Genomic DNA, 19,800 nt, shown 5'->3' on the forward strand with positions numbered 1-19,800 from the left:
AACCTAAATCGATAATGAATAAAACAGGGCAGTCCCTAAGTCAATGACTTTTGGGACAGCCTCTTTCTTTATGATCCGACGTCTTTTCGTTAACTTCCGTACACTTCGAACTCCCATAAGGAGAATCCGTATTGCGTCGCCCGTTGCGTACCGAGCATGCGGACGTATCTGCCGCTGGCTGCGAAGCTAAGCTGATCGACTCCTCCGTCGCCGGTCGTCGTAGCGTACACGTCCGTCCAGCTCGTGCCGTTGCTCGACACTTGGATTTTGTACGACTTCCCGTAGGCCGCTTCCCATGTTAGCTTGGCTCCGGTCAGGCTCTTGACGGCACCGAGATCGACCGTCAGCGATTCGTTGTCCGTGTAGCCCGAAGACCAACGCGTCGCACCATTGCCGTCCACCGCGCTGGCGCCTTGCGTATTGTCGGCGACCGACGTTACCGTAACCGGTCGATTCAACGCCAGATTACTGCTGCTTTGCGCGACGCTTCCGTAAACCTCGAACTCCCATAACGAGAATCCGTATGCCGTTGCCCGCTGCACGCCTTGCATACGTACGTACCTGCCGCTAGCCGTGAAGTTAAGCTGGTCCGTTCCCCCGTCGCCGGTCGTCGTCGAGTAAACGTCCGTCCAGCTCGTGCCATTGCTTGATACTTGGATTTTGTACGACTTGCCGTACGCCGCCTCCCAGCTTAACTTCGCGCCGGTCAAGTTGTAAGTTGAACCAAGATCTACGGAGATCCACTCGTTGTTCGTATAACCCGAAGACCATCTTGTGTTCGCATTGCCGTCGAACGCGGACGCGCCCACCGTATTATCCGACACCGACGATACGCTAGCCGGCTTGTTCAATGCCGCGTTGCCGCTGCCGCCTCCGCCGCCGGGCGTCCCCTTCACTTCGAACTCCCAAAGCGAGTAACCGAATGCCGTCGCTCGCTGTACGCCGAGCATTCGCACGTACCTGCCGCTCGCCGTGAAGTTAATCTGATCAGACCCTCCGTTGCCGGTCGTCGTCGAGTAAGCATCCGTCCAGTTCGACCCGTCGCCGGACACTTGGATTTTGTACGACTTGCCGTAGGCGGCCTCCCAGCTCAGCTTCACTCCGGTCAAATTGTACGTGGAACCGAGATCTACCGCGATCCATTCGTTATCGGTATAACCCGAAGACCATCTCGTGCCCGTATTGCCGTCCACCGCGTTCGCGCCCGTCGAATTATCGGACGTCGAAGATACGGTAACCGGCTTGTTCAAAGCCAAGTTGACCGGTCCGAGCTGGCCCATGCCGATCGAGATCGTCGTGCTGACGCCAGCCTGGAGCTGTAAGACTCTAGCGGTCGGTCCGAGCGGCGATGCGCTGACCGGCGCGCTGGACGTAATCGAATCGATGCCTCTGCGTTGAATCAGCGTGATACTTTGGTTAATGTCGGACTTGACGGTCGCGTTCAGCGTATTTGTCGTCAAATCCCAGCTCAGCTCCTGAACCGTGACCCGGTTGCGCCCCTTGACGCCGGAGATCGCGCCTTTGTCGAGCTGCTGCGGCAAAGCCGGCAACAATTCGAGCGTGCCCGGGCTGGAGGAGACGAGCATCTCCATCATGATGCCGGGCATCGTATTGGCGACGTCAGTCGCGAATACGCCGTGGTTCGTGTAATGGGATGTCGCCAGGCTGTTATAGTAGAAGTCTTCCTTCGTCAGCCGCATCAGCTTGCCGTACACCGACTGGGCGTTTTTCAAGTTAGCCGCGATAAGAGCCGAATGCAAGATCCCATGCCCTGCGTTCTCGTAGCTGTAAGCGTCCTTCATCTCCAGCGTCGTCGATGCCGCGTTGAACAACGTCGGATTGCTTTCCGGCGTAATTTCGCGATACGGCCATACGTTGACGAGGTGGCTGGAATGCCGGTGATTGTACGTGTCGTTCAAGCCCGGCCACGACCACTCCTGCAGCGCGCCGTCAGCGTTGATCAAGTACGGCGGCAGCTTGTTCAGAATGTTCGTCCATTTCTCGACGCCTTGGCCCGCTCCTTGATCAAGCCCGAGCGTATTCGCCGCCTGAATGAGCGTAGTTAGCGCGAACTTCGCCCCCGCGATGTCGAAGGTCGAGTTGTTGACCAGCGACACGGCAAGATTGGAAGGCTGATTTTCCGGCGATACGGATCCCGCGAAAATATACTTTCCATTGCTGTCGGTTTTGGTCAAAAAGTCCTCGTAGAAGTAGCCCATTTCCTTGAGCAGCGGATAGAGATGGTCGCGCAAGAACGTCGTATCCCCCGTAATCAGGTAATGCTCCCAGAACGGATACAGCAGCCACGCCTCTTCGCCCGTCGCATACTGATACGGATAATAGGTGTTAATCGCCGCCATAAGTCCGCTCGTCGGACCGGGGCTATTGCCTGCGGCCAGCATACCGCGCACGCCGAGCAGCTTCTGCGCGTTCGTCTGGAAATCCGTCTTCCAAGCTTCGTTAAGGGCGAAGTACCCGGCCATCGCCTCCGGCATATCCCCGATGTTGCCTCCGGAGATCTGCAAATTCAGATTGGCGTCCATATGGTAGTAGCCGCCCCAACCGGCGTTGCAGTCGCCGGTCCAGATGCCGAGCAGGTCCGGCGGCGTCTGGGAGCTGCTCGACGACAGATAGTAATAGCGCCCAGAGTCGAATACTCGTTCCCACAGCGCCTTGACCGGCGTCGAGCTCGCCTTTTGCATGGCCAGCAGCTCTTCGTTCGACTTCGCCCGATCGGCCGCGCTTGCGTTCAGATCCAGCTTAACGCGATCGTAAATCGTCTGGTGCGTCGCCTTCTGCCCGTTCAGCAGCGTGTTGTAATCGGTAGAGATCGCAGCTAGCTGGCTCTGCAGCTTCTTCTGGTTCCACTGGTTTGCGCTGTCGCTATAATACTTGGCGGTCCGGGTAAGCAGCATGACCGAATCCGCGCCGGTAATGTTCAGCACGTTGCCGTTCATGCTCTTCGTCCCGCCGGACGTAATGACGCGGGTCACGCCTTCATAGCCTGCGCCGTTCGTGTTCGACGGGTAGTTGACTCGCATGTTCAAGTAGTCCGTCGCGGAAGCGTTCGTGAACGTCATGCCAGCCGGAAAAGCCATCCCCGGATCGGTCGACAATTGAATCGACGCCGTAATCGTCCCGTTCGTCGGCTTAGGCAAATATTGCACGATGACGTCGTCCTGCCTTGAGACGAACGACTTGCGTTGCCAGGTGCCGCGGTTATCCGTCCAATTGACCGTGATTTCGCCCGTGCGAAAATCCGTCGTGCGGGAGTAGTTCGTTACCGTACCGCTAGCGGGAATATTGATCAGCATCTCGTAGCCGGGATGCCTGTTCCCTTCGCCGCCGTCGCTCCAGCCGGGCGCGCTCGCGGCGAGTTGGTTCGCCGCCGCGAAGTTGCCGGCCGCGGCGTTGTTCTTGATCGAATTCAGATCGGCTGCGCTGATCTGATTGAAGGTGCGATCCTTCGATTTCGCCAAGTTGAAGCCCCGATCGTTATAGACGATCGTATCGTTCAGCGGATTGCCGAACACCATGATGCCCATTTTGCCGTTGCCGGCAAGGAAGGCGTTCGCCCAATCGCTGTACGTCGTAGGATAAGAATAGGACAATCCGATGCGCTGCGGATTATAGTTGGCGGCGCTTGCCGTCTTAGGCGTGACCGTACTGCCGACCGCCACCGCGGACAAAGCCGCGGTCGCAACCAACAGTGCGGAGCAAATCAGCTTCAAGCTTTTTCCTTTCACCATTAGATGTCACCTCCGTATTAGCTACCGTAAACTTCGAATTCCCAAAGCGAGTATCCGTATTGCGTCGCACGCAGCACGCCCAACATGCGCACGTATCTGCCGCTGCCGCTAAAGCTTAGCTGATCGGTGCCGCCGTCACCGGTCGTCGTCGAGTAGACGTCCGTCCAAGCCGAGCCATCGCCGGAAACCTGGATTTTGTAAGATTTGCCGTATGCGGCTTCCCAGACGAGCTTCGCCCCTGTTAAGGTTTTGGCGGCGCCCAGATCGACGACCAGCCATTGGTTATCCGTATAGGCCGACGACCAGCGAGTCGCCCCGTTGCCGTCCACCGCGGATGCGCCTACCGTATTGTCGGCGACCCCGGATACGGTTACCGGCTTGTTGAGCGCTTGGTTGCTGCTGCCGCCGCCCGCCGGAGTGCCGTAAACCTCGATCTCCCATAGCGAATAGCCGTACTGCGTCGCGCGTTGCACGCCGAGCATCCGCACGTAACGACCGCTTCCGCTGAAACTCAATTGGTCCGTCCCACCGTCACCGGTCGTCGTCGAGTAAGCGTCGGTCCAGTTCGTCCCGTCTCCGGACACTTGCAGCTTGTAGGATTTGCCGTACGCCGCCTCCCACGTTAACTTCGCGCCGGTCAAGTTGTACGTCTGCCCGAGATCGACTCTGATCCACTGATTGTCCGTGTAAGCCGACGTCCAGCGCGTCTGCGCATTGCCGTCGACAGCCATCGCGCCTTGCGTATTGTCGGCAACCGAGGATACGGTAACCGGCTTGTTCAGCGCTTGGTTGCTGCCGCCTCCTCCGCCTCCCAACGTGCCATATACCTCGAATTCCCACAGAGAGTAGCCGTACTGCGTTCCGCGCTGAATGCCGAGCATGCGCACGTATCTGCCGCTGGCGTTAAGGCTAAGCTGATCGATGCCGCCGTCACCCGTCGTCGTCGAATAGGCGTCGGTCCAATTCGTGCCGTCGACCGATACTTGAATTTTGTAAGACTTGCCGTATGCCGCTTCCCATGACAGCTTCGTCCCGGTCAAGTTGTACGCCTGCCCAAGGTCGATTCTGATCCACTCGTTGTCCGTAAAGGCGGACGACCAGCGCGTAGAACCGTTGCCGTCAATCGCTTTGTCTACCGTCGTTGCGCCGTCCGAAGAGGAAGCGGTGGCGGTCACGCCTGGATTCACGGACAAGTTGATCGGCGTACCAGCCGGCGGCGGTGGCGGCGTCGGGACGTTCTGACCCGCAGGCGGCCACAGCGCGTAAGTGTTCGTACCGGAATGCGCGTTAGCAAACGGGCCCGCCATAATATTGGACGAACCGAAGCTGTTGCCGAAGAAGTCGGTCGTCACGTTAGCGGCGATGCTCTCATTCGCCTCGGGGATAATGCCAACCCGCTGCTGGGTGACTGGGCTGAGCCCTTGAATACCCGCGGTGTTGAGATCGAAGGTGAGGCTGAGGCCCGTATTCGTAGCCGAATAACGGACGTTCGAGACGGCATCGGTGAAGTTGCCTTCTTTGACCTGCGTCTTGTTCGTCTCGTTGTTCGGAAGCGTCGTGCCTCTCAACAGGTTGTTGTACCAGAAAAACTTTTGAACGGAATTCACGGAGCTAGTCTCGTTCATCGTGCCGGGTACGAAGTAGTAGCTGTCCCGTCCCGCGCCGTCCGCGTGGACCGTGCCGTTGTCGACGAACAGGTTGTTGGCATACACGACGCCGGTGGAGTCGAGCATGCGAATGTCGCTATTGCCGATGAACACGTTGTTGTCTACTAGAATCGGGCCGTGAATGGCTTCCGCGTAATAGCCCCACGGCGCGTTCATGACGATGTTGCCCGTCACGCGGACGTTCTGGTTGCCCCAGTCCGTCCAAATGCCGGCGGAGTTGCCGCCCTTCGAGTTCTTAATGTAGTTGCCTTTAATGAGGCCTTCGTTCATGTAGTGCACTTTGATCGGAGCCGTCTCCGCACCGCTGAATTCGTCGCGGTAATTCGTATCTTCGATTCGGTTGTACATAATGTCCGAGTTCCACGAGAATACGCCGGCGATACCCGATTGTCCGCTTCTCGCGATGTAGTTGTTACGCACGATATGCGAACCGTATAGGTTCGTATTATGGAAATTCGTACGCGTCGTTCCCGGCCGGTTGCCGGCCCACTCGTCGTTGCCGAGTCCGATATCGATGCCGATCGTGCGGGCGTTAATAATGATGTTGTTCTGGATGATCCACTTCAAGCCGCCGTAGACGCTGATCGCGCCGGCTTGCCGTCTGTCGGGTACGCCCGGGAAATCCGAGTACGTATTCGCGGCATGCTTGATCGTAAAGCCGTCGACGGTAATGTAGCCGAGCCCCCAGACGTCCGGCGCGAACACTTGCCGGCGGACGTTGATCTCCGCGAGCTTCGCGTTTGGATCGGAATTGCCGAAGTTAGCGTAAATCGTCGTTTGAGTGCCCGTAACTTCCGTATACCACGTATCTCCCGAAGCCAGCACGTCGTTCAACGAGCCTTTCTCGTAATAGGCCAATTCGTCCAGATAGACGTCGCCTGCCGTATAGAACGAGAAGAAGCCGCCTTCGCCTCCCTGCGGTTGGCGGGTCGAGTACGGGTTATAGCTGCCGAAGTAAGTGTTCGGAAGCGTGACGCGCCATACGTTGCCTTGATAAAGGGTCCAGTTGTTGACCTCTTCCGAGCCCTTGATGACGACTTCGCCGTCGCCGGCGTTCGTATACGTAATCCGAGTGGCTTCGTCCGCGCCTCCCCGCGCCGGTTTGACCGTCTCGCGGTACAGACCCGCATGGACGACGACTTTGTCTCCCGGTAGAGCGACTTGCGCCGCGCGATTGATTGTCAGGAATGGCGCGGCGGCCGTTCCGGCGTTCGAATCGTTCCCGTTTTTGGCTACGTGCAAAGTTACGCCTGCGGCAGCCGCTTCAGGCGCTTGTGCCAGATTGGCGATCAGGCCGACGAATAGGGCGACGATTAGCAAAATTCCGAATGGCCTTCCTTGCGTTGTACGAATCATAATGATGATCTCCCTCTCCATTTAGATATTTGCCGTATACCCCTCTTACCTAATGCAAACGATATCCCTCCCTTTTTCCCATATTAAGCGCTTACAAGATTTATTAAATGTTATCCGGCAGCCACATGGACTGCACGGAGGAACATCAACCTTTTACCGCTCCCGCGGTCATGCCTTTGATAATGTTCTTATAGAAGATCAGATAGACCGCCATGACGGGCAAGATGGACAACACCATCGCCGCCATCAACGTCGTATAATCCGTCGTGTACTGACCGTAGAAATTCGTGAGTCCGACCGGCAGCGTCTTCAGATGCTCCTGCGCGACCAATACGAGCGAGAACGGGAACTCGTTCCACGTGTCGAGGAAAGCCAAGATGAGCACGGTCGCGATGACCGGCCTGCACACCGGCATAATAATCCGCGTCATTGTATAGGTCGTGGATGCCCCATCGATGTAAGCCGCTTCGTCCAGCTCGACCGGCACCGTCTTAATGAAGCTCTCGAACAGGAAGATCGATAGCGGCAAGCGGATCGCGATATACGGCATGAGCAGCGTGTAGAACTTATCGTTCAACCCGAGCACCTTGAATTGCAGGAACAGCGGCACGAGCAACCCGTAGACCGGGATGAGCATGCCCAAGATGAACAGCGTGTAAATCATATTGCGGCCCCTGAATTTATACCGCGACAACACATAAGCGATGCAGAAGGCCAGCACGATGACGAGCGCGACGGTCGCGATCGTATTGAACGCGCTGCTGATGAAGTAGGTGTACATCTTGCCTTCTACGAAAGCCTTATGATAGTTGCTAAAGTGCAACACTTTCGGCAAGGAGACGCTGTCCAGCATGAACGCTTCTTTGCTCTTCAGGGACGAATAGACGATCCATAGGATCGGGAATAGGCAAGATAACGAGAACAGGAGCACGAATAGATTGAATGTCAATCTGCCGAATCCGCGCAATGTGGAGAACAAAATCACCGTTGCTTCACCTCCGCCAGCTTTTTGAAGATGAGCACCAATCCGAAGCTAAGCACGAATATCCCCATCGTGACCGTACTGCCGTAACCCAACCGCATGCTCGTGAACGACGTGTTGTACGCGTATTGCGCCAGCACCATCGAGCTCGTGCCCGGCCCTCCGCCCGTCAACACGTAAATATGGCTGAAAACAAGCATGTTCGAGGCGATGCTAAGCATAATGACGACTTTAATCGTGTCGAAGATGAGCGGGAACGTAATGTAGAGCGCCTTGCGAATGCCCGTGCAGCCGTCGAGCTCGCAAGTCTCGTAAATTTCCTTCGAGATGCCCTGCACGGCCGATTGAAAAATAATGAGCGGGATGCCGAGATATTGCCAGATGAGCGGCGCGGCGACGGAATAAATAACGATCTTCGGATCGTCCAGCCAAGCCTGGATCGCATCGCCCATGCCGAGCGACCGAAGCACGGCGTTCAATATCCCGTAATCGTTGCTGTACATCATCTGCCAAATGAAGCCTACGACTACCGCGGATAACACGACTGGGAAAAAGATAACCGTCCGGTGAAACTCTTTCATGCGCATCGCTTTGGACATGAACAGCACGGTGAGCAGGAAAGCGAGACCCATCTGGATAACGAGCGTAAGGAACACGATCGTCATATTATTCTTGAACGACTTCCAAAACAGCGAATCTCCTAGCAGCTCATGGTAATTGTCGAACCCGATGAAATGCTTGATCGGCCCGCCCGTCCAATCCGTCAGACTATAGTAGAACGAGAGGCATAACGGCACGATGATAATGAACAAATAGATGGCGATGCCGGGAACAAGGAGACCGAGTAGCGTGGATTTCTTGATTTTTAAAGCGCTTTTGTAGTTCACTCCGCTACGCTCCTTAACAGCGGCCGGGGAATGTTGCGATTCCCCGGCGGCCGACGATTCTATTGCCGTACGTTAATTTTTCTCGTATTCCGCTTGAATGCTCGCGGCGAGGTCTTGCGGCGATACGGCGTCGATCAGCAGATCCTGCAAGCCTGCGTTCATCTTGCTGATGACCGCCGGGCTCAAGTAGGAGTCGTAGATCGGCGTGAACTGAAGCTGCGAAGACAATGCGGCGTATTTGACCGCGAGCGAGCTGACTTTGCTCTTGTCATAGTCCGCGACTTTGTATGCGACCGGCTCGCCTTTCTCTGCGAGGCTCTTCGCGAATTCCGCTCCGCTGATTGCTTTAAGCACTTTCGCGATCGCTTCTTTCTTCTCCGCGTAGCCTTTAACGCCAACCGCGAAGCCGGAGCCTGCGCCGCCGGAGGTTGCCAGCGCTTGGCCTTTGCCGCCGTCGACCGAAGGGAATACGGCTACTTCCGTGTTCTCGGCGATTTCGGCAGGCGCGGCCATAACCGCTCCGATCGCCCAGCTGCCTTCGATGAACATCGCGGCTTTGCCGTTGAAGTAGAGCGTCTTTTGTTGATCGTTGTTGATGCTGTTCATATCCTTATTGAAGGCGCCGAGCTTAGCCAGGTTCTGGAATGCCGTCAAGCCAGTAACGAAGTCCGCGTCGGTGAACTTCGCGCCGGATTTCGCGATAATGCCGTTAAACCAATCGGAGCCCGTGTAACGGTCTCCCAATGCGCTGAGCAAGCACGATTCGGCCACCCATTGTTCTTTGTTGCCTAGCGCGATCGGCGTAACGCCCTTCGCTTTCAGCTTCTCGATCGCGCTCTCGAAATCAGCCCAAGTCGTCGGGAACGAAGCGATGCCAGCGTCCGCGAAAATTTGTTTGTTGTAGTAGATGACGTGCGTCGCCAGCATGGAGAACGGAACGCCGTAGATGCTACCTTCGGTGCTTAGGTCGTTGAAGGAAGAAGGCAGGAAGCCGTCTTTCCAAGCCGCGTCCGCGTTAAGAATTTCGTCGAGCGGAGCCGCTGCGCCGTTCTTAGCGAACATGGCCAGCTCGGAGCCTTTGCTGATGAAGATGTCCGGCAATTCGTTGGAAGCCGCAAGCGTCTTCAGCTTCGTATAATAAGCCGTTTGGTCGCCGATCGATTCCTCTTGAACGATGATATCCGGGTTTTCTTCTTGGAACTTCGCGAGCGCTTCCCGTACGGAAGTCGATACGTTCTCCGTCTTATCCTTCGCCCACAAATCCATTAACGTGACCGTAATCGGTTCTTTCTTCGTATCCTCCGACGCAGGCGGCGCTTCTTCCGAACTAGCCGGCGCGCTTACGCTTGGCGAAGACGCAGTTGCGTTATTTTTCTCGTTATCGTTATTGCCGCAAGCGGCGGCGACCGCCAATACCAACGTTAGAACGACCAGCAATCCAACCCACTTTGATAATGACCCTTTCCCTCTCATGTCATAGCCTCCTAATGAAATTGTCGAATAGGCAGCGGGCCCGCTTCCTGGCTTCTGTTCCCATTGTGTCAGGGCAAGCCGCGAAAAAAAAGGTGACGATTCTATTAAAAAGTCTAAAATAATACTTTGTTTGCCCCGAAGTGTTGAACGTACGGCGATTCCGATCTAACCTATAGTTACCGGAGAATACGCGCATGGAGGGATAAGCATTTTCACCAAAAGGTTCTTCAGCCTGCAGCATAAATTCATGCTCTTCTCGCTCGTCATCGCGGTCGTGCCGCTCATTCTTGTAAGCGTATTCTCTTACGTCAAGGCGACCGACATCATAGAGGACAAAGTGAGCCTCTCGAACTTCAACACCGTGCAGCAAATCGCGGATAATATCGACCAAGTGTTCAAAGATATGAAGAACTCCTCCTACTATCTTTGGCAAAACAAAGAGTTCATGAACTATATGAGAATGTCCGCCGACCAGATCAGCCGCTCGCCTAACGCGTTGCTACAGGGTGCGGTTAATTCCGTCAACAACTTCGTCGTGTTCCGAACGAATATCTATTCCATCTACGTCGAAGCTGCCAACGGGCTTACGTTCGATACAGCCAGCGCCACCAACGTCATTAGCCCGAACATGAAACGGCGCTTGCTCGAGCTTCGGGGAGAAGGCTTGCTCATGGCGGACACGGTAACGAACTACGATAATACCGAGACGAAAGTCATCTCTTTCCTTAAAGTGTTCAAAGACATCGACAACTTGTCTTCCGATCTCGCCTTCATTAAGATCAACATCCTCGAAGACGAAATCTCGAATATTTATCGCAACAAGCCGCTTAGCAATAACGTGGACACGTTTGTCATAGACGAGCAGCGGAACGTTATCTCTTCTCTCAATGCCAGCCTCCTTGGCGACAAGCTGAACGAGAAATACGACGATCGGCGAATATATGAAGACACGAACGGCTACTTCCAGGCTAAAATCGACGGGCAGCCCTATATAGAGACGCGATATAACTTGTCCCGTCCCGGATGGAGGCTCGTGAATCTCGTTCCTCTTAACGAGCTTTCGCGCGACGCGCATTCGATTCGCAACTTCACGATCGTCGTCCTATGCATCATTTCGGCTATTTGCATCGCCATGATCGTGCTATTCACTTATCGGGTGCTCGGTCCTCTGAATCGAATTCGCAAAGCGATGAAGGAGCTCGAGCACGAGAACTTCAAAGTCAATCTGAGCGTTACGGGCAACGACGAAATTGCGCTTATCGGGCGAAGCTTCAACCGGATGTCCCATAAGCTCGGCGAGCTGATCCACGAAGTGTACGCGGTTCAGATCAAGCAGAAGGAAGCGGAGCTGAAGGCGCTGCATGCGCAGATCAACCCGCATTTTCTGTATAACACGCTGGACACGATCTATTGGATGTGCCGGATCGAGAAGGCGCACGAAAGCTCCAATCTCGTTCAAGCGCTCTCCAAGCTATTCAGGCTAAGCCTGAACAGCGGCAATGAATTTACGACGGTGAAAAGCGAGATCGAGCATTTGAACCATTACATCTTCATTCAGGAGAAGCGCTTCGAGGATCGCATCCGATTTACGATCCGCGTATCGGACGATGTGCTTAACGGCAGGGTCGCCAAGCTTATTCTTCAGCCGATCGTCGAGAACGCCATTCAGCACGGCATCGAGAAGAAAGGCGAGAACGGGCGGATCGACGTCGATATTTTCGCCGAAGGCGGTACGCTTATTTACCAAATTACCGACGACGGGGCCGGCGCGGACGAGAACGAAATCAATCGGTTATTGTTTCGTGTCGAAGAGGATAATCGGGGATTCGGAATCAAAAACGTGAACGACCGCATTCAGTTATATTTCGGCTCCGAATACGGACTCCATTTTACGAGCGCTCCGGGGGCAGGCACGACCGTCATCATTAAACAACCTTTCGTACAGGGAGGATCCTTATGATCCGTATTTTGCTCGTGGACGACGAACCGATTATCCGCAAAGGCATCCGCGTCTCGATCGATTGGGAGGCTCTCGGGATGGAAATCGTCGGCGAAGCGGGAAACGGCGCGGATGCGCTTAGGTTAGCCGCCTCGCTCAAACCGAACATCGTAATGACCGATATCCGAATGCCGTCTATGGACGGACTGACGCTGGCGGATCAATTGAGACAACAATTGCCGGACACTAAGATCGTCATCGTTAGCGGCTACGAGGATTTCGCGTACGCGCGAAAAGCGATCTCCGTCGGCGTCAACGATTATTTGCTGAAGCCGGTAGGCGCGGAAAATTTGATCGAAGTTTTAGCGGGGTTAAAAGAAACCATCTTGCAAGCGGAAGCGAGCAAATCCAGCCGCCAATCCCAAGAGCACGTCTGGAACGAGAATTATCCCACGATCAAATCTTCGTTCATCAATAAGCTGCTGAAAGGCGGATATGCATCGGACGTCGCGATCTTAGCGAAAGCCGACTCGCTTCGCGTGAATTTAACCGGACCGGACTATGCGATCGCCGCGATCGCTATCGACGATTTCGGCCCGATGACCGATCGCATGCCGGAATCCGGTCGACAACTGTTGAAATATGCCATAATGAACATTTCCGAGGAAATAATTTTGTCGAAAACCGCTGGCGTCGTCGTGTACGGCGAGCAAGATCAGCTAATCGCCTTAATAAGTGCGGATGAATTGACCGGAGAGTTCATGGAGTCGCTTGCCCAGGAAATTCAAGTCGCGATTCGCCAATATATTAAGCTGTCCGTCTCGATCGGACTCGGCGGCATCCGCGACAATTTGCTAGAGCTTGCCGCATCGTATGCCGAAGCGCTGGACGCGCTGAGAACGAACAAAGACGACCTCGCCCCGAGCTTCAGGATGATGGTAGCCTCGTCTATTCAATATATCGAGCAACATTACGCGGAAGATTTCAGCCTTGCCGATATTGCCGGAACGGTGTACGTAACTCCTAACTACTTGAGCCGCGTGTTCAAGGAAGAGACCGGCATGAACTTCGTGCATTGGCTCAATCGGTACAGAGTCGAGAAAGCCAAGCTATTCCTATGCGAACCAGGAGCCAAAACGTATGAGGTTGCCGCACGGGTTGGCTATGGAGACTACAAATACTTCTCCACGATGTTCAAGAAGCATGCCGGCTGCACGCCTAAGGAGTTCAAGGATCAGCGGCGGATTTAACGGTGGAATGGCTCACAAACCTAAATCACACAAACCCAACGGACAAAGATGACTCTATCCCGCCCCAAATGCGTGCTATTAAGCTAATCGCGGACACAGGCGCCCTTATTCACTGCAAACTTCACCTATTCCCAGCATGAAAGCCCAATTACCGACTTCAGTGTCCGCCATATCTGCATTATAGACTCGTGACCCAGGAGTAGAGTCGCTATGGTCCGTGAGTCGTCTGACATTCAAATTCAGTTTTCTGCACGCTACATTTAAACTTACCGGACACAGACTATTTAGCGGTATGTGGTGCCGTTACAGCGGCGGTTGGCGTAGTTTCGGCGATTTAGCGGTGTGTGGTGCCGCTACAGCGGCGGTTGGCGGAGTTTCGGCGTTTTAGCGGTGTGTGGTGCCGTTACAGCGGCGGTTCGCGGAGTTTCGGCGATTTAGCGGTGTGTGCTGCCGTTACAGCGGCGGTTGGCGGAGTTTCGGTGATTTAGCGGTGTGTGGTACCGATACAGCGGCGGTTGGAAAGGCTTGTACTTCAAACATAAAAAGCCAGGAAATCGCGTGTATAGACGCGCTTGCCTGGCTTTACTGTTATGAACAAATGGCGTTCGGCACCGCGTGCCTCTTCGAATGAGCCTACTTCCGCCCGTAGTCGGCCTTGATCTCGCCCCACTCTTTCGTCTGCCACTTCGCGACCTTGTTCTTGTAAGGGGTCGTCTTCAGCCAATGGACGGCGCGGTCGACGAGACGCCAGATTTCGGCGGTGGAGGCGTCGCGGACGAGCGTCGAAGCGACTTCCTTCTTCTTCACCCAGTTGATCGCGTTGACCGAGTCGCTGTAGACGGTTTTGTCGCTGCCCAGCTTCTGCAAGTACGCGAGTCCGTGCACGATCGCCAGAAATTCGCCGAGATTATTCGTCCCCTTGCTGATCGGTCCGACGGAGAACAGAATATCGCCGGTCTGCGTGTCCACGCCCTTATACTCGACGGGACCCGGGTTGCCGGCCGTCCCGACGTCGACGGAGATGCTGTTGTAGTCAATCTTGTCGCCGGATGCCGCGCCGCCCGATGTTTTCGCCGACTTAGACGAGGCGCTGCCCGCGGCCTTGGCTTGTCCCCAGCTTTTTTTCCACCCTGCCGCATAAGCCGCTTCCGCTTCCGCTCTCGACTCGTACGACTTATACTTGGCGCCCTCGAACTGATCGACCTGCTGCTGGCACTCCGCCCATGTTGCGTACACGCCCGGTTGCTTGCCTACCCACACGACGTAAAATTTCTGCTTCGCCATCCCGGCTCCCCCTATTGCTTCCGCAAAAGCAACGATTGAAAGTGCGGCGCGCCCTCGCCCATCGGCACCGTGTAAAACTCCTCTACGCTGAACAGCGGTTGCGCCAGCGCCTTCAGTTCCTCATCTGCGTACATCGCGAAAAACCGCTTAGGCTCGTAGCTGTCGCCTTCCCATACGCCCTCGGAGCTTTCGCCACCGTAGACGCCGTAGAAGAATAACCCGCCCGGTTTCAGCACGCGATGAACATTTGCCAGTACGCCGCCGATCTCGGACTTCGGCACGTGAAGCAAGCTGTTCATCGCGTACACGCTATCGAATTGCCCTTCCTCGAACTGAAGTTCGCGAACGTCCATTTGCCTTGCATCCAGTCCTTTGTCTTTACATAGCCGCACCATCTCGTCCGACAGGTCCACGCATACGACTTCAAAGCGATGCTCCTGAAAATATAGCCCGTCGCGGCCCGGACCTGCCCCGAGCTCCAAAATAGAATTTCCGTCGTTCTCGAGCAGCGATTGCAAAAACTGCTGTCGCACCTCGAACTTCCACGGCTCCATCTTCGATTGATCCCGTTGCTCCGCATATTTATTGTAAGATTGCCGTAATTGCTCTTTATCGTGACCGCTTGCGTGACTCATCTTAATCGTAATCCCCCTCATGCTTATCGCAAAAATAGTACCCGACCGGCGAAGTCGATGCAACTCCGAAGTTATTTGCGCCGGCGCCCGATCATGAAGATGAACACGAACGCCGCGGCGAGCTCGGCCGATGCGATAATAATGCCCATCGGCAACGCATTGCCGCTGCCCGCTATCCCTACGATCGGAGCAACCATTCCGCCGAACATGAACGACAGCAAGCCGAGCAGCGCCGATGCGCTTCCCGCGGCATGCCCTTGATCGCGCATCGCCAGCGCGAAGCCGCTAGTGCCAACGATGCCGACGCTAGCGACAACGAAGAAGAGCGGAATCAAAATTCCGACGAGCGGCGCGTCAATCGCGATCATGGCCAACAGCGGCAAGCCCCCGCAGCAGGCGATGATGAGTCCGGCGATGAATAGCTTCTTTTCCCCGACGCGAGTGGCAAGCCTACCGGTGAACTGACCCGCAATAATGATGCCCAGTCCGTTCACCGCGAAGAACACGCTGAATAGCTGCGGCGACACGCCATAGATGTTCTGCAGCACGAACGGCGAGCCCGCAATGTACGCGAACATCGACGCGGACACTAAGCCTTGCGCGAGCGCGTATCCCATGAACTTGCGATTGCCGAGCAGTCTGCGGAACGTTCGGAACGTCTCGTTCAGCCCGCCGGTCATCCGTTTCTCTGCACGGAGAGTTTCCGTCAACCCGAACAATACGCCGAGGAAAAGCAACAACCCCCAGCCTGCCAGGACGTAAAACAATCCTTCCCAAGCCATCGTCTGAAGCAACTGGCCTCCGGCAATCGGCGCGATGATCGGCGCGGCCCCGTTAACGAGCATGAGCATCGCGAAAAACCGGGTAAGCTCCGGGCCTTCGTACAAGTCCCGCGCTGCCGCGCGGGAGATAACGATGCCCGCGGAACCCGCAAAGCCTTGAATGAAACGAAGAGCTATGAACGTTCCGATCGAAGGACTGAGCGCGCATAATACGGAAGCGATAGCGTATAGCGCAAGCCCGATGAGCAGCGGAACCCGTCTCCCCCGAATGTCGCTCCAGGAGCCCGCGAACAGCTGCCCGACGGACAAGCCGATCATGCAAGCGGTGAGGCTTAGCTGCGCCAGAGAAGAGCTTGTTCCGAAGTCGTCGGCGAGTTTAGGTAACGCGGGTAAGTAGAGATCTAGAGATAAAGGCCCGAAAGCCGTCAACGAGCCGAGCAATATGATGAGCCACAGAATGGCTTTGCGACCGCCAGTGGGACTCCCGAGTTGTTGGTCTATGTTGTTGTTAATCTGTTTCATGAGTGCTCCTTCACGCGGGTCAAAGCCCGTTCCTACAAATATCGTAAATAAATATAAACGCTGCAGATCGCAACGGATAACAGCATAAGCGGAAATGCCAGCTTCATGAATCGCCAGAACGTGATCGGATAGCCTTCCTTAGCCGCCAGTCCCGCCGTTATTAGATTCGCGCTCGCGCCGATCAACGTGCCGTTGCCGCCCAAGCATGCGCCGAGCGCGAGACTCCACCAGATCGGCTCCAGGTTGTGAACGCCCATATTTCCCATCTCTTGAATGAGCGGAATCATCGTCGCCACGAACGGGATATTGTCCATGAAGGCTGAGAAGATCGCGCTCATCCAGAGCACGAGCATCGCCGTAGCGGCGACGTTGCCTCCCGTCAAATCTATCGCCCGCTCCGCCAAATCCCGAACGATCCCGGTTTCCACCAACGCTCCTACTAGCGTGAACAGACCGACGAAGAAGAAGATCGTCGCCCATTCTACGCGCGAGAACGCCTCTTCCATCACATGCTCGCCTTCGAGCACCAGCAACAGGAAAGCTCCGGCGAGCGCAACTACCGACGATTCCACATGAATAAGCCCATGCAGGAAAAACCCGGCAACCGTAAGTCCGAGAATAACGAGACAGCGCATCAACAGCGGACGATCGGTAATCAGCACCTGTTCATCGATAGCCATAACCTCGCGCTTACGCGTTTCCGTCGTCCGCAGTCCGCCGCGGAACAGCAAGACGAATAACGGCAAATGCACGGCCATAACGAGCGCGATGATCGGCGCCAAGTTGTTGATGAACGCCATGAAGGTCAACTCTTTGACCGCGCTGCCGATCATAATATTCGGCGGATCGCCGATTAATGTCGCCGTTCCTCCGATATTGGACGCGAGGATTTGGGTGAACAGGAACGGATACGGGTGCACTTGCAGCTGCCTGGCGAGACTGAAAGACACGGGTACGATGAGCAGCACCGTCGTCACGTTATCCAAAAACGCCGAAGCGACCGCGGTGATGATCGCCAGCGCCAGCATGATCCGGATGGGCTCGCCCTTCGCCCGCTTGGCCGCCACGGTCGCGACATAGCTGAAGAGCCCCGTCTTGGCGGTTACGCCGACGATAATCATCATGCCGATGAGCAAGCCCAGCGTGTTGAAATCGATATATTTGGCAATCGCGGCGTCCACGTCCACGATGCCGAAAGCGACGACGGCGATGCCGCCGAGCATGGCGACGATCGTCCGATGAACCTTCTCCACGATGATCATGCCGTAAGCTATGAGGAATATCGCAATCGCGAAAACTGCCTGATGCTCCATAGTGCCTCCCGGACAACTTAGTCAAAACCATCATACCTTATTTTGCGGGCGGAGTCCGAGGAAAAATAAAGAAGCAGCCTACGGCAAAATGCCGAACGACTGCTTCTAACGAATGGCGCCGATAGTTACGCTAGCTTGATATCCAACCGCTTCGTCTTCGCATTCCAAGTCGTCTTGGCGCCCAGAAGGTCAAGTGCCGAGACGGGAATCCACAGACCGCCGGTTACGCTAAGAGGAGCTTGCGCAAGCTTGATCGCCTTGCCGTTCAGCTTAGCGGATACGCTTCCCGCGGACAATTCAAGCTTCGCCTTGCCTCTCGTTATCGTATATACCTTTTTATTGACCGCCGATTTGGCTCCGATCAGCTTCACGGCGTCCGCGAGCAGCAGCATCGGAGGATTCGGGGTGAGATTCAGCTTGCTTTGGGTTAGCTTTCCGTTCACGTACACCGTAGACGTGACTACCGGCGGCGTCACGACCGGAGGTGTCACGACCGGTGGTGTTACGACTGGCGGTGTCACGACCGGTGGCGTTACGACTGGCGGCGTCACGACCGGTGGCACCGGAGCATAAAACGCGGTGAGCATAGCCGGCGAAGCTTTCGCGATTCGCTTCGTCGTTCCGTCTCCAAGCTGACCGACGCTGTTAGCCCCCCACGCCCATACCGAGCCGTCTTCGGCCAGCGCCAGCGCATGGAACCAGCCTCCTGCGGAAACGGAAGAAATCTTCGGCAGCTTCATTTGGGTAAAATCTTCGTGCGTTTTGGACGTCGTCCATACCGTGCCGTCTTTTTTAAGCGCATACGCGCCGTCCGATACGGCGTAAATGCCTTTGACATCGCTCATGCCCGGAATTTGAACGGGGACTTTCTCGTATTGCTGCGTTCCTCCGGAAGACGGAAGCTTGACTCCCCAATACCACAGCGTTCCGTCCGCCTCGATGGCGTAGCACGAGCCGTTATGCATCGGCGCGATCATTTGGAAATGATGATTGCCCGCGATCTCGACCGGCGTGATTTTGGTCTGGTCATCTAGGGTCCAAACCGAGTTATTTCTAACCTCGGTTAAACTGACCGTCCCGTCTCCCGCGGTAGCGCTATCGTTAAATCCCCACGACCAGGATGTTCCGTCTTTTTGAATCGCATGACCGTGATTCCACCCTGCCGAGATCGAGATTACGTCGTGCAGTTTATTGACCTGCAATGGGGTCGTCTGTTGGAATAGCCCTCTTAGCCCGACGCCCAGACCTCCAAATAGGTTCGAACCCCAACCCCATACCGTACCGTCATCCTTCAGTGCGTAGTTGAGGTTCCAACCTGCCGCGATCGCCGTAACGTGATCGAGTCCGCGCACCTGCGTCGGGACGAGGCTATCGTGATTCTCCACAATAGTCGTATAGTCCGCGGAGAATTTAGATTGCGATCCGTTACCGAGTTGGGCGTCATAGTTCGCTCCCCATGTCCATACGGTTCCGTCTTTCGTTAACGCCATGCTGTGGTCCTTGCCGCCCGCGACGGCTACGACGTCTTTCAAGCCTGTAACGAGCGCCGGCGTCGGATTCGTATTGCCGCTCGTTCCGTTGCCCAATTGACCGTATTTATTATCGCCCCAAGCCATGACCATACCGTTATCCAAAATAGCCAGCGTATGATTGACGCCGGAAGCCAGCTGGACTACCTTCGGTTTAGTTGTCGCGTCTACCGCGTTCGCCGGTTCCGCGGCGAACGCCGAAGCCAATACAAGTCCGAGTCCGAGTACTATCGTCAAGCATGTAGAAATCAACTTTGTCCAACTACGACGATGCTGCATTTCTTGTTCCCCCTGAGAATGAATGTACGGACGAAAAGAGTCTTTTCGACAATTTCCGTATTATTCCACCATTATATAAGGGATAATCTGGTATAGACAACCTTTTTCGCCTTGTTCCCGCCGATCCGTTCCTATATTCTCTAACTATGTAGT

12 protein-coding genes are annotated in these 19,800 nt (G+C 55.4%); 2 read left to right on the top strand and 10 right to left on the bottom strand.

Annotation, left to right across the window (positions count from 1 at the left end; translation table 11 throughout):
* Window positions 1-89: 89 nt before the first annotated feature.
* From ACFPQ4_RS06470 to ACFPQ4_RS06490, 5 genes are all read right to left on the bottom strand, one after another.
* On the bottom strand, window positions 90-3,749 hold the full coding sequence (locus ACFPQ4_RS06470; protein WP_378110966.1) for a glycosyl hydrolase family 95 catalytic domain-containing protein: 3,660 nt from the start codon (window positions 3,747-3,749) through the stop codon (window positions 90-92).
* 17 nt (window positions 3,750-3,766) lie between these two features.
* Window positions 3,767-6,772 (bottom strand): galactose-binding domain-containing protein, encoded by a 3,006-nt coding sequence (locus tag ACFPQ4_RS06475; protein WP_378110967.1) that lies wholly within the window; start codon window positions 6,770-6,772, stop codon window positions 3,767-3,769.
* Window positions 6,773-6,917: 145 nt separating this feature from the next.
* Complete coding sequence (locus ACFPQ4_RS06480; RefSeq protein WP_378110968.1) at window positions 6,918-7,757, bottom strand: carbohydrate ABC transporter permease; 840 nt, start codon at window positions 7,755-7,757, stop codon at window positions 6,918-6,920.
* Window positions 7,754-8,641, bottom strand: coding sequence for a carbohydrate ABC transporter permease (locus ACFPQ4_RS06485; protein WP_378110969.1), 888 nt, complete (start codon window positions 8,639-8,641; stop codon window positions 7,754-7,756). Before ACFPQ4_RS06485 ends, ACFPQ4_RS06480 begins: the two co-directional genes overlap by 4 nt.
* 72 nt (window positions 8,642-8,713) lie before the next feature.
* Window positions 8,714-10,114 carry an extracellular solute-binding protein gene (locus tag ACFPQ4_RS06490; RefSeq protein ID WP_378110970.1) on the bottom strand — a complete coding sequence of 467 codons (1,401 nt, stop codon included), beginning with the start codon at window positions 10,112-10,114 and terminating at the stop codon, window positions 8,714-8,716.
* Between the two features lie 247 nt (window positions 10,115-10,361).
* Between ACFPQ4_RS06490 and ACFPQ4_RS06495 the strand changes: the two genes are divergently transcribed.
* Window positions 10,362-12,074, top strand: coding sequence for a sensor histidine kinase (locus ACFPQ4_RS06495; RefSeq protein WP_378110971.1), 1,713 nt, complete (start codon window positions 10,362-10,364; stop codon window positions 12,072-12,074).
* Window positions 12,071-13,303 carry a response regulator gene (locus ACFPQ4_RS06500; protein ID WP_378110972.1) on the top strand — a complete coding sequence of 411 codons (1,233 nt, stop codon included), beginning with the start codon at window positions 12,071-12,073 and terminating at the stop codon, window positions 13,301-13,303. The genes ACFPQ4_RS06495 and ACFPQ4_RS06500 overlap by 4 nt, the downstream gene beginning before the upstream one ends.
* A 633-nt stretch (window positions 13,304-13,936) precedes the next feature.
* Here the strand turns inward: ACFPQ4_RS06500 and rnhA are convergent.
* From rnhA to ACFPQ4_RS06525, 5 genes are all read right to left on the bottom strand, one after another.
* The gene (rnhA, locus tag ACFPQ4_RS06505; RefSeq protein WP_378110973.1) at window positions 13,937-14,587 is read right to left on the bottom strand and encodes a ribonuclease H; all 651 of its coding nucleotides are present in this window, start codon (window positions 14,585-14,587) and stop codon (window positions 13,937-13,939) included.
* 11 nt (window positions 14,588-14,598) lie between these two features.
* The gene (locus ACFPQ4_RS06510; RefSeq protein WP_378110974.1) at window positions 14,599-15,222 is read right to left on the bottom strand and encodes a class I SAM-dependent methyltransferase; all 624 of its coding nucleotides are present in this window, start codon (window positions 15,220-15,222) and stop codon (window positions 14,599-14,601) included.
* 71 nt (window positions 15,223-15,293) lie between these two features.
* The gene (locus ACFPQ4_RS06515) at window positions 15,294-16,526 is read right to left on the bottom strand and encodes a multidrug effflux MFS transporter (RefSeq protein ID WP_378110975.1); all 1,233 of its coding nucleotides are present in this window, start codon (window positions 16,524-16,526) and stop codon (window positions 15,294-15,296) included.
* A gap of 32 nt (window positions 16,527-16,558) precedes the next feature.
* Window positions 16,559-17,839: an ArsB/NhaD family transporter gene (locus tag ACFPQ4_RS06520; RefSeq protein WP_378110976.1), complete on the bottom strand. Its 1,281-nt coding sequence runs from the start codon at window positions 17,837-17,839 to the stop codon at window positions 16,559-16,561.
* Between the two features lie 125 nt (window positions 17,840-17,964).
* Window positions 17,965-19,647 (bottom strand): RCC1 domain-containing protein, encoded by a 1,683-nt coding sequence (locus tag ACFPQ4_RS06525; protein WP_378110977.1) that lies wholly within the window; start codon window positions 19,645-19,647, stop codon window positions 17,965-17,967.
* Between the last annotated feature and the right edge of the window lie 153 nt (window positions 19,648-19,800).

It is taken from the genome of Cohnella yongneupensis (assembly GCF_042655785.1).
Taxonomy (GTDB): domain Bacteria; phylum Bacillota; class Bacilli; order Paenibacillales; family Paenibacillaceae; genus Cohnella; species Cohnella yongneupensis.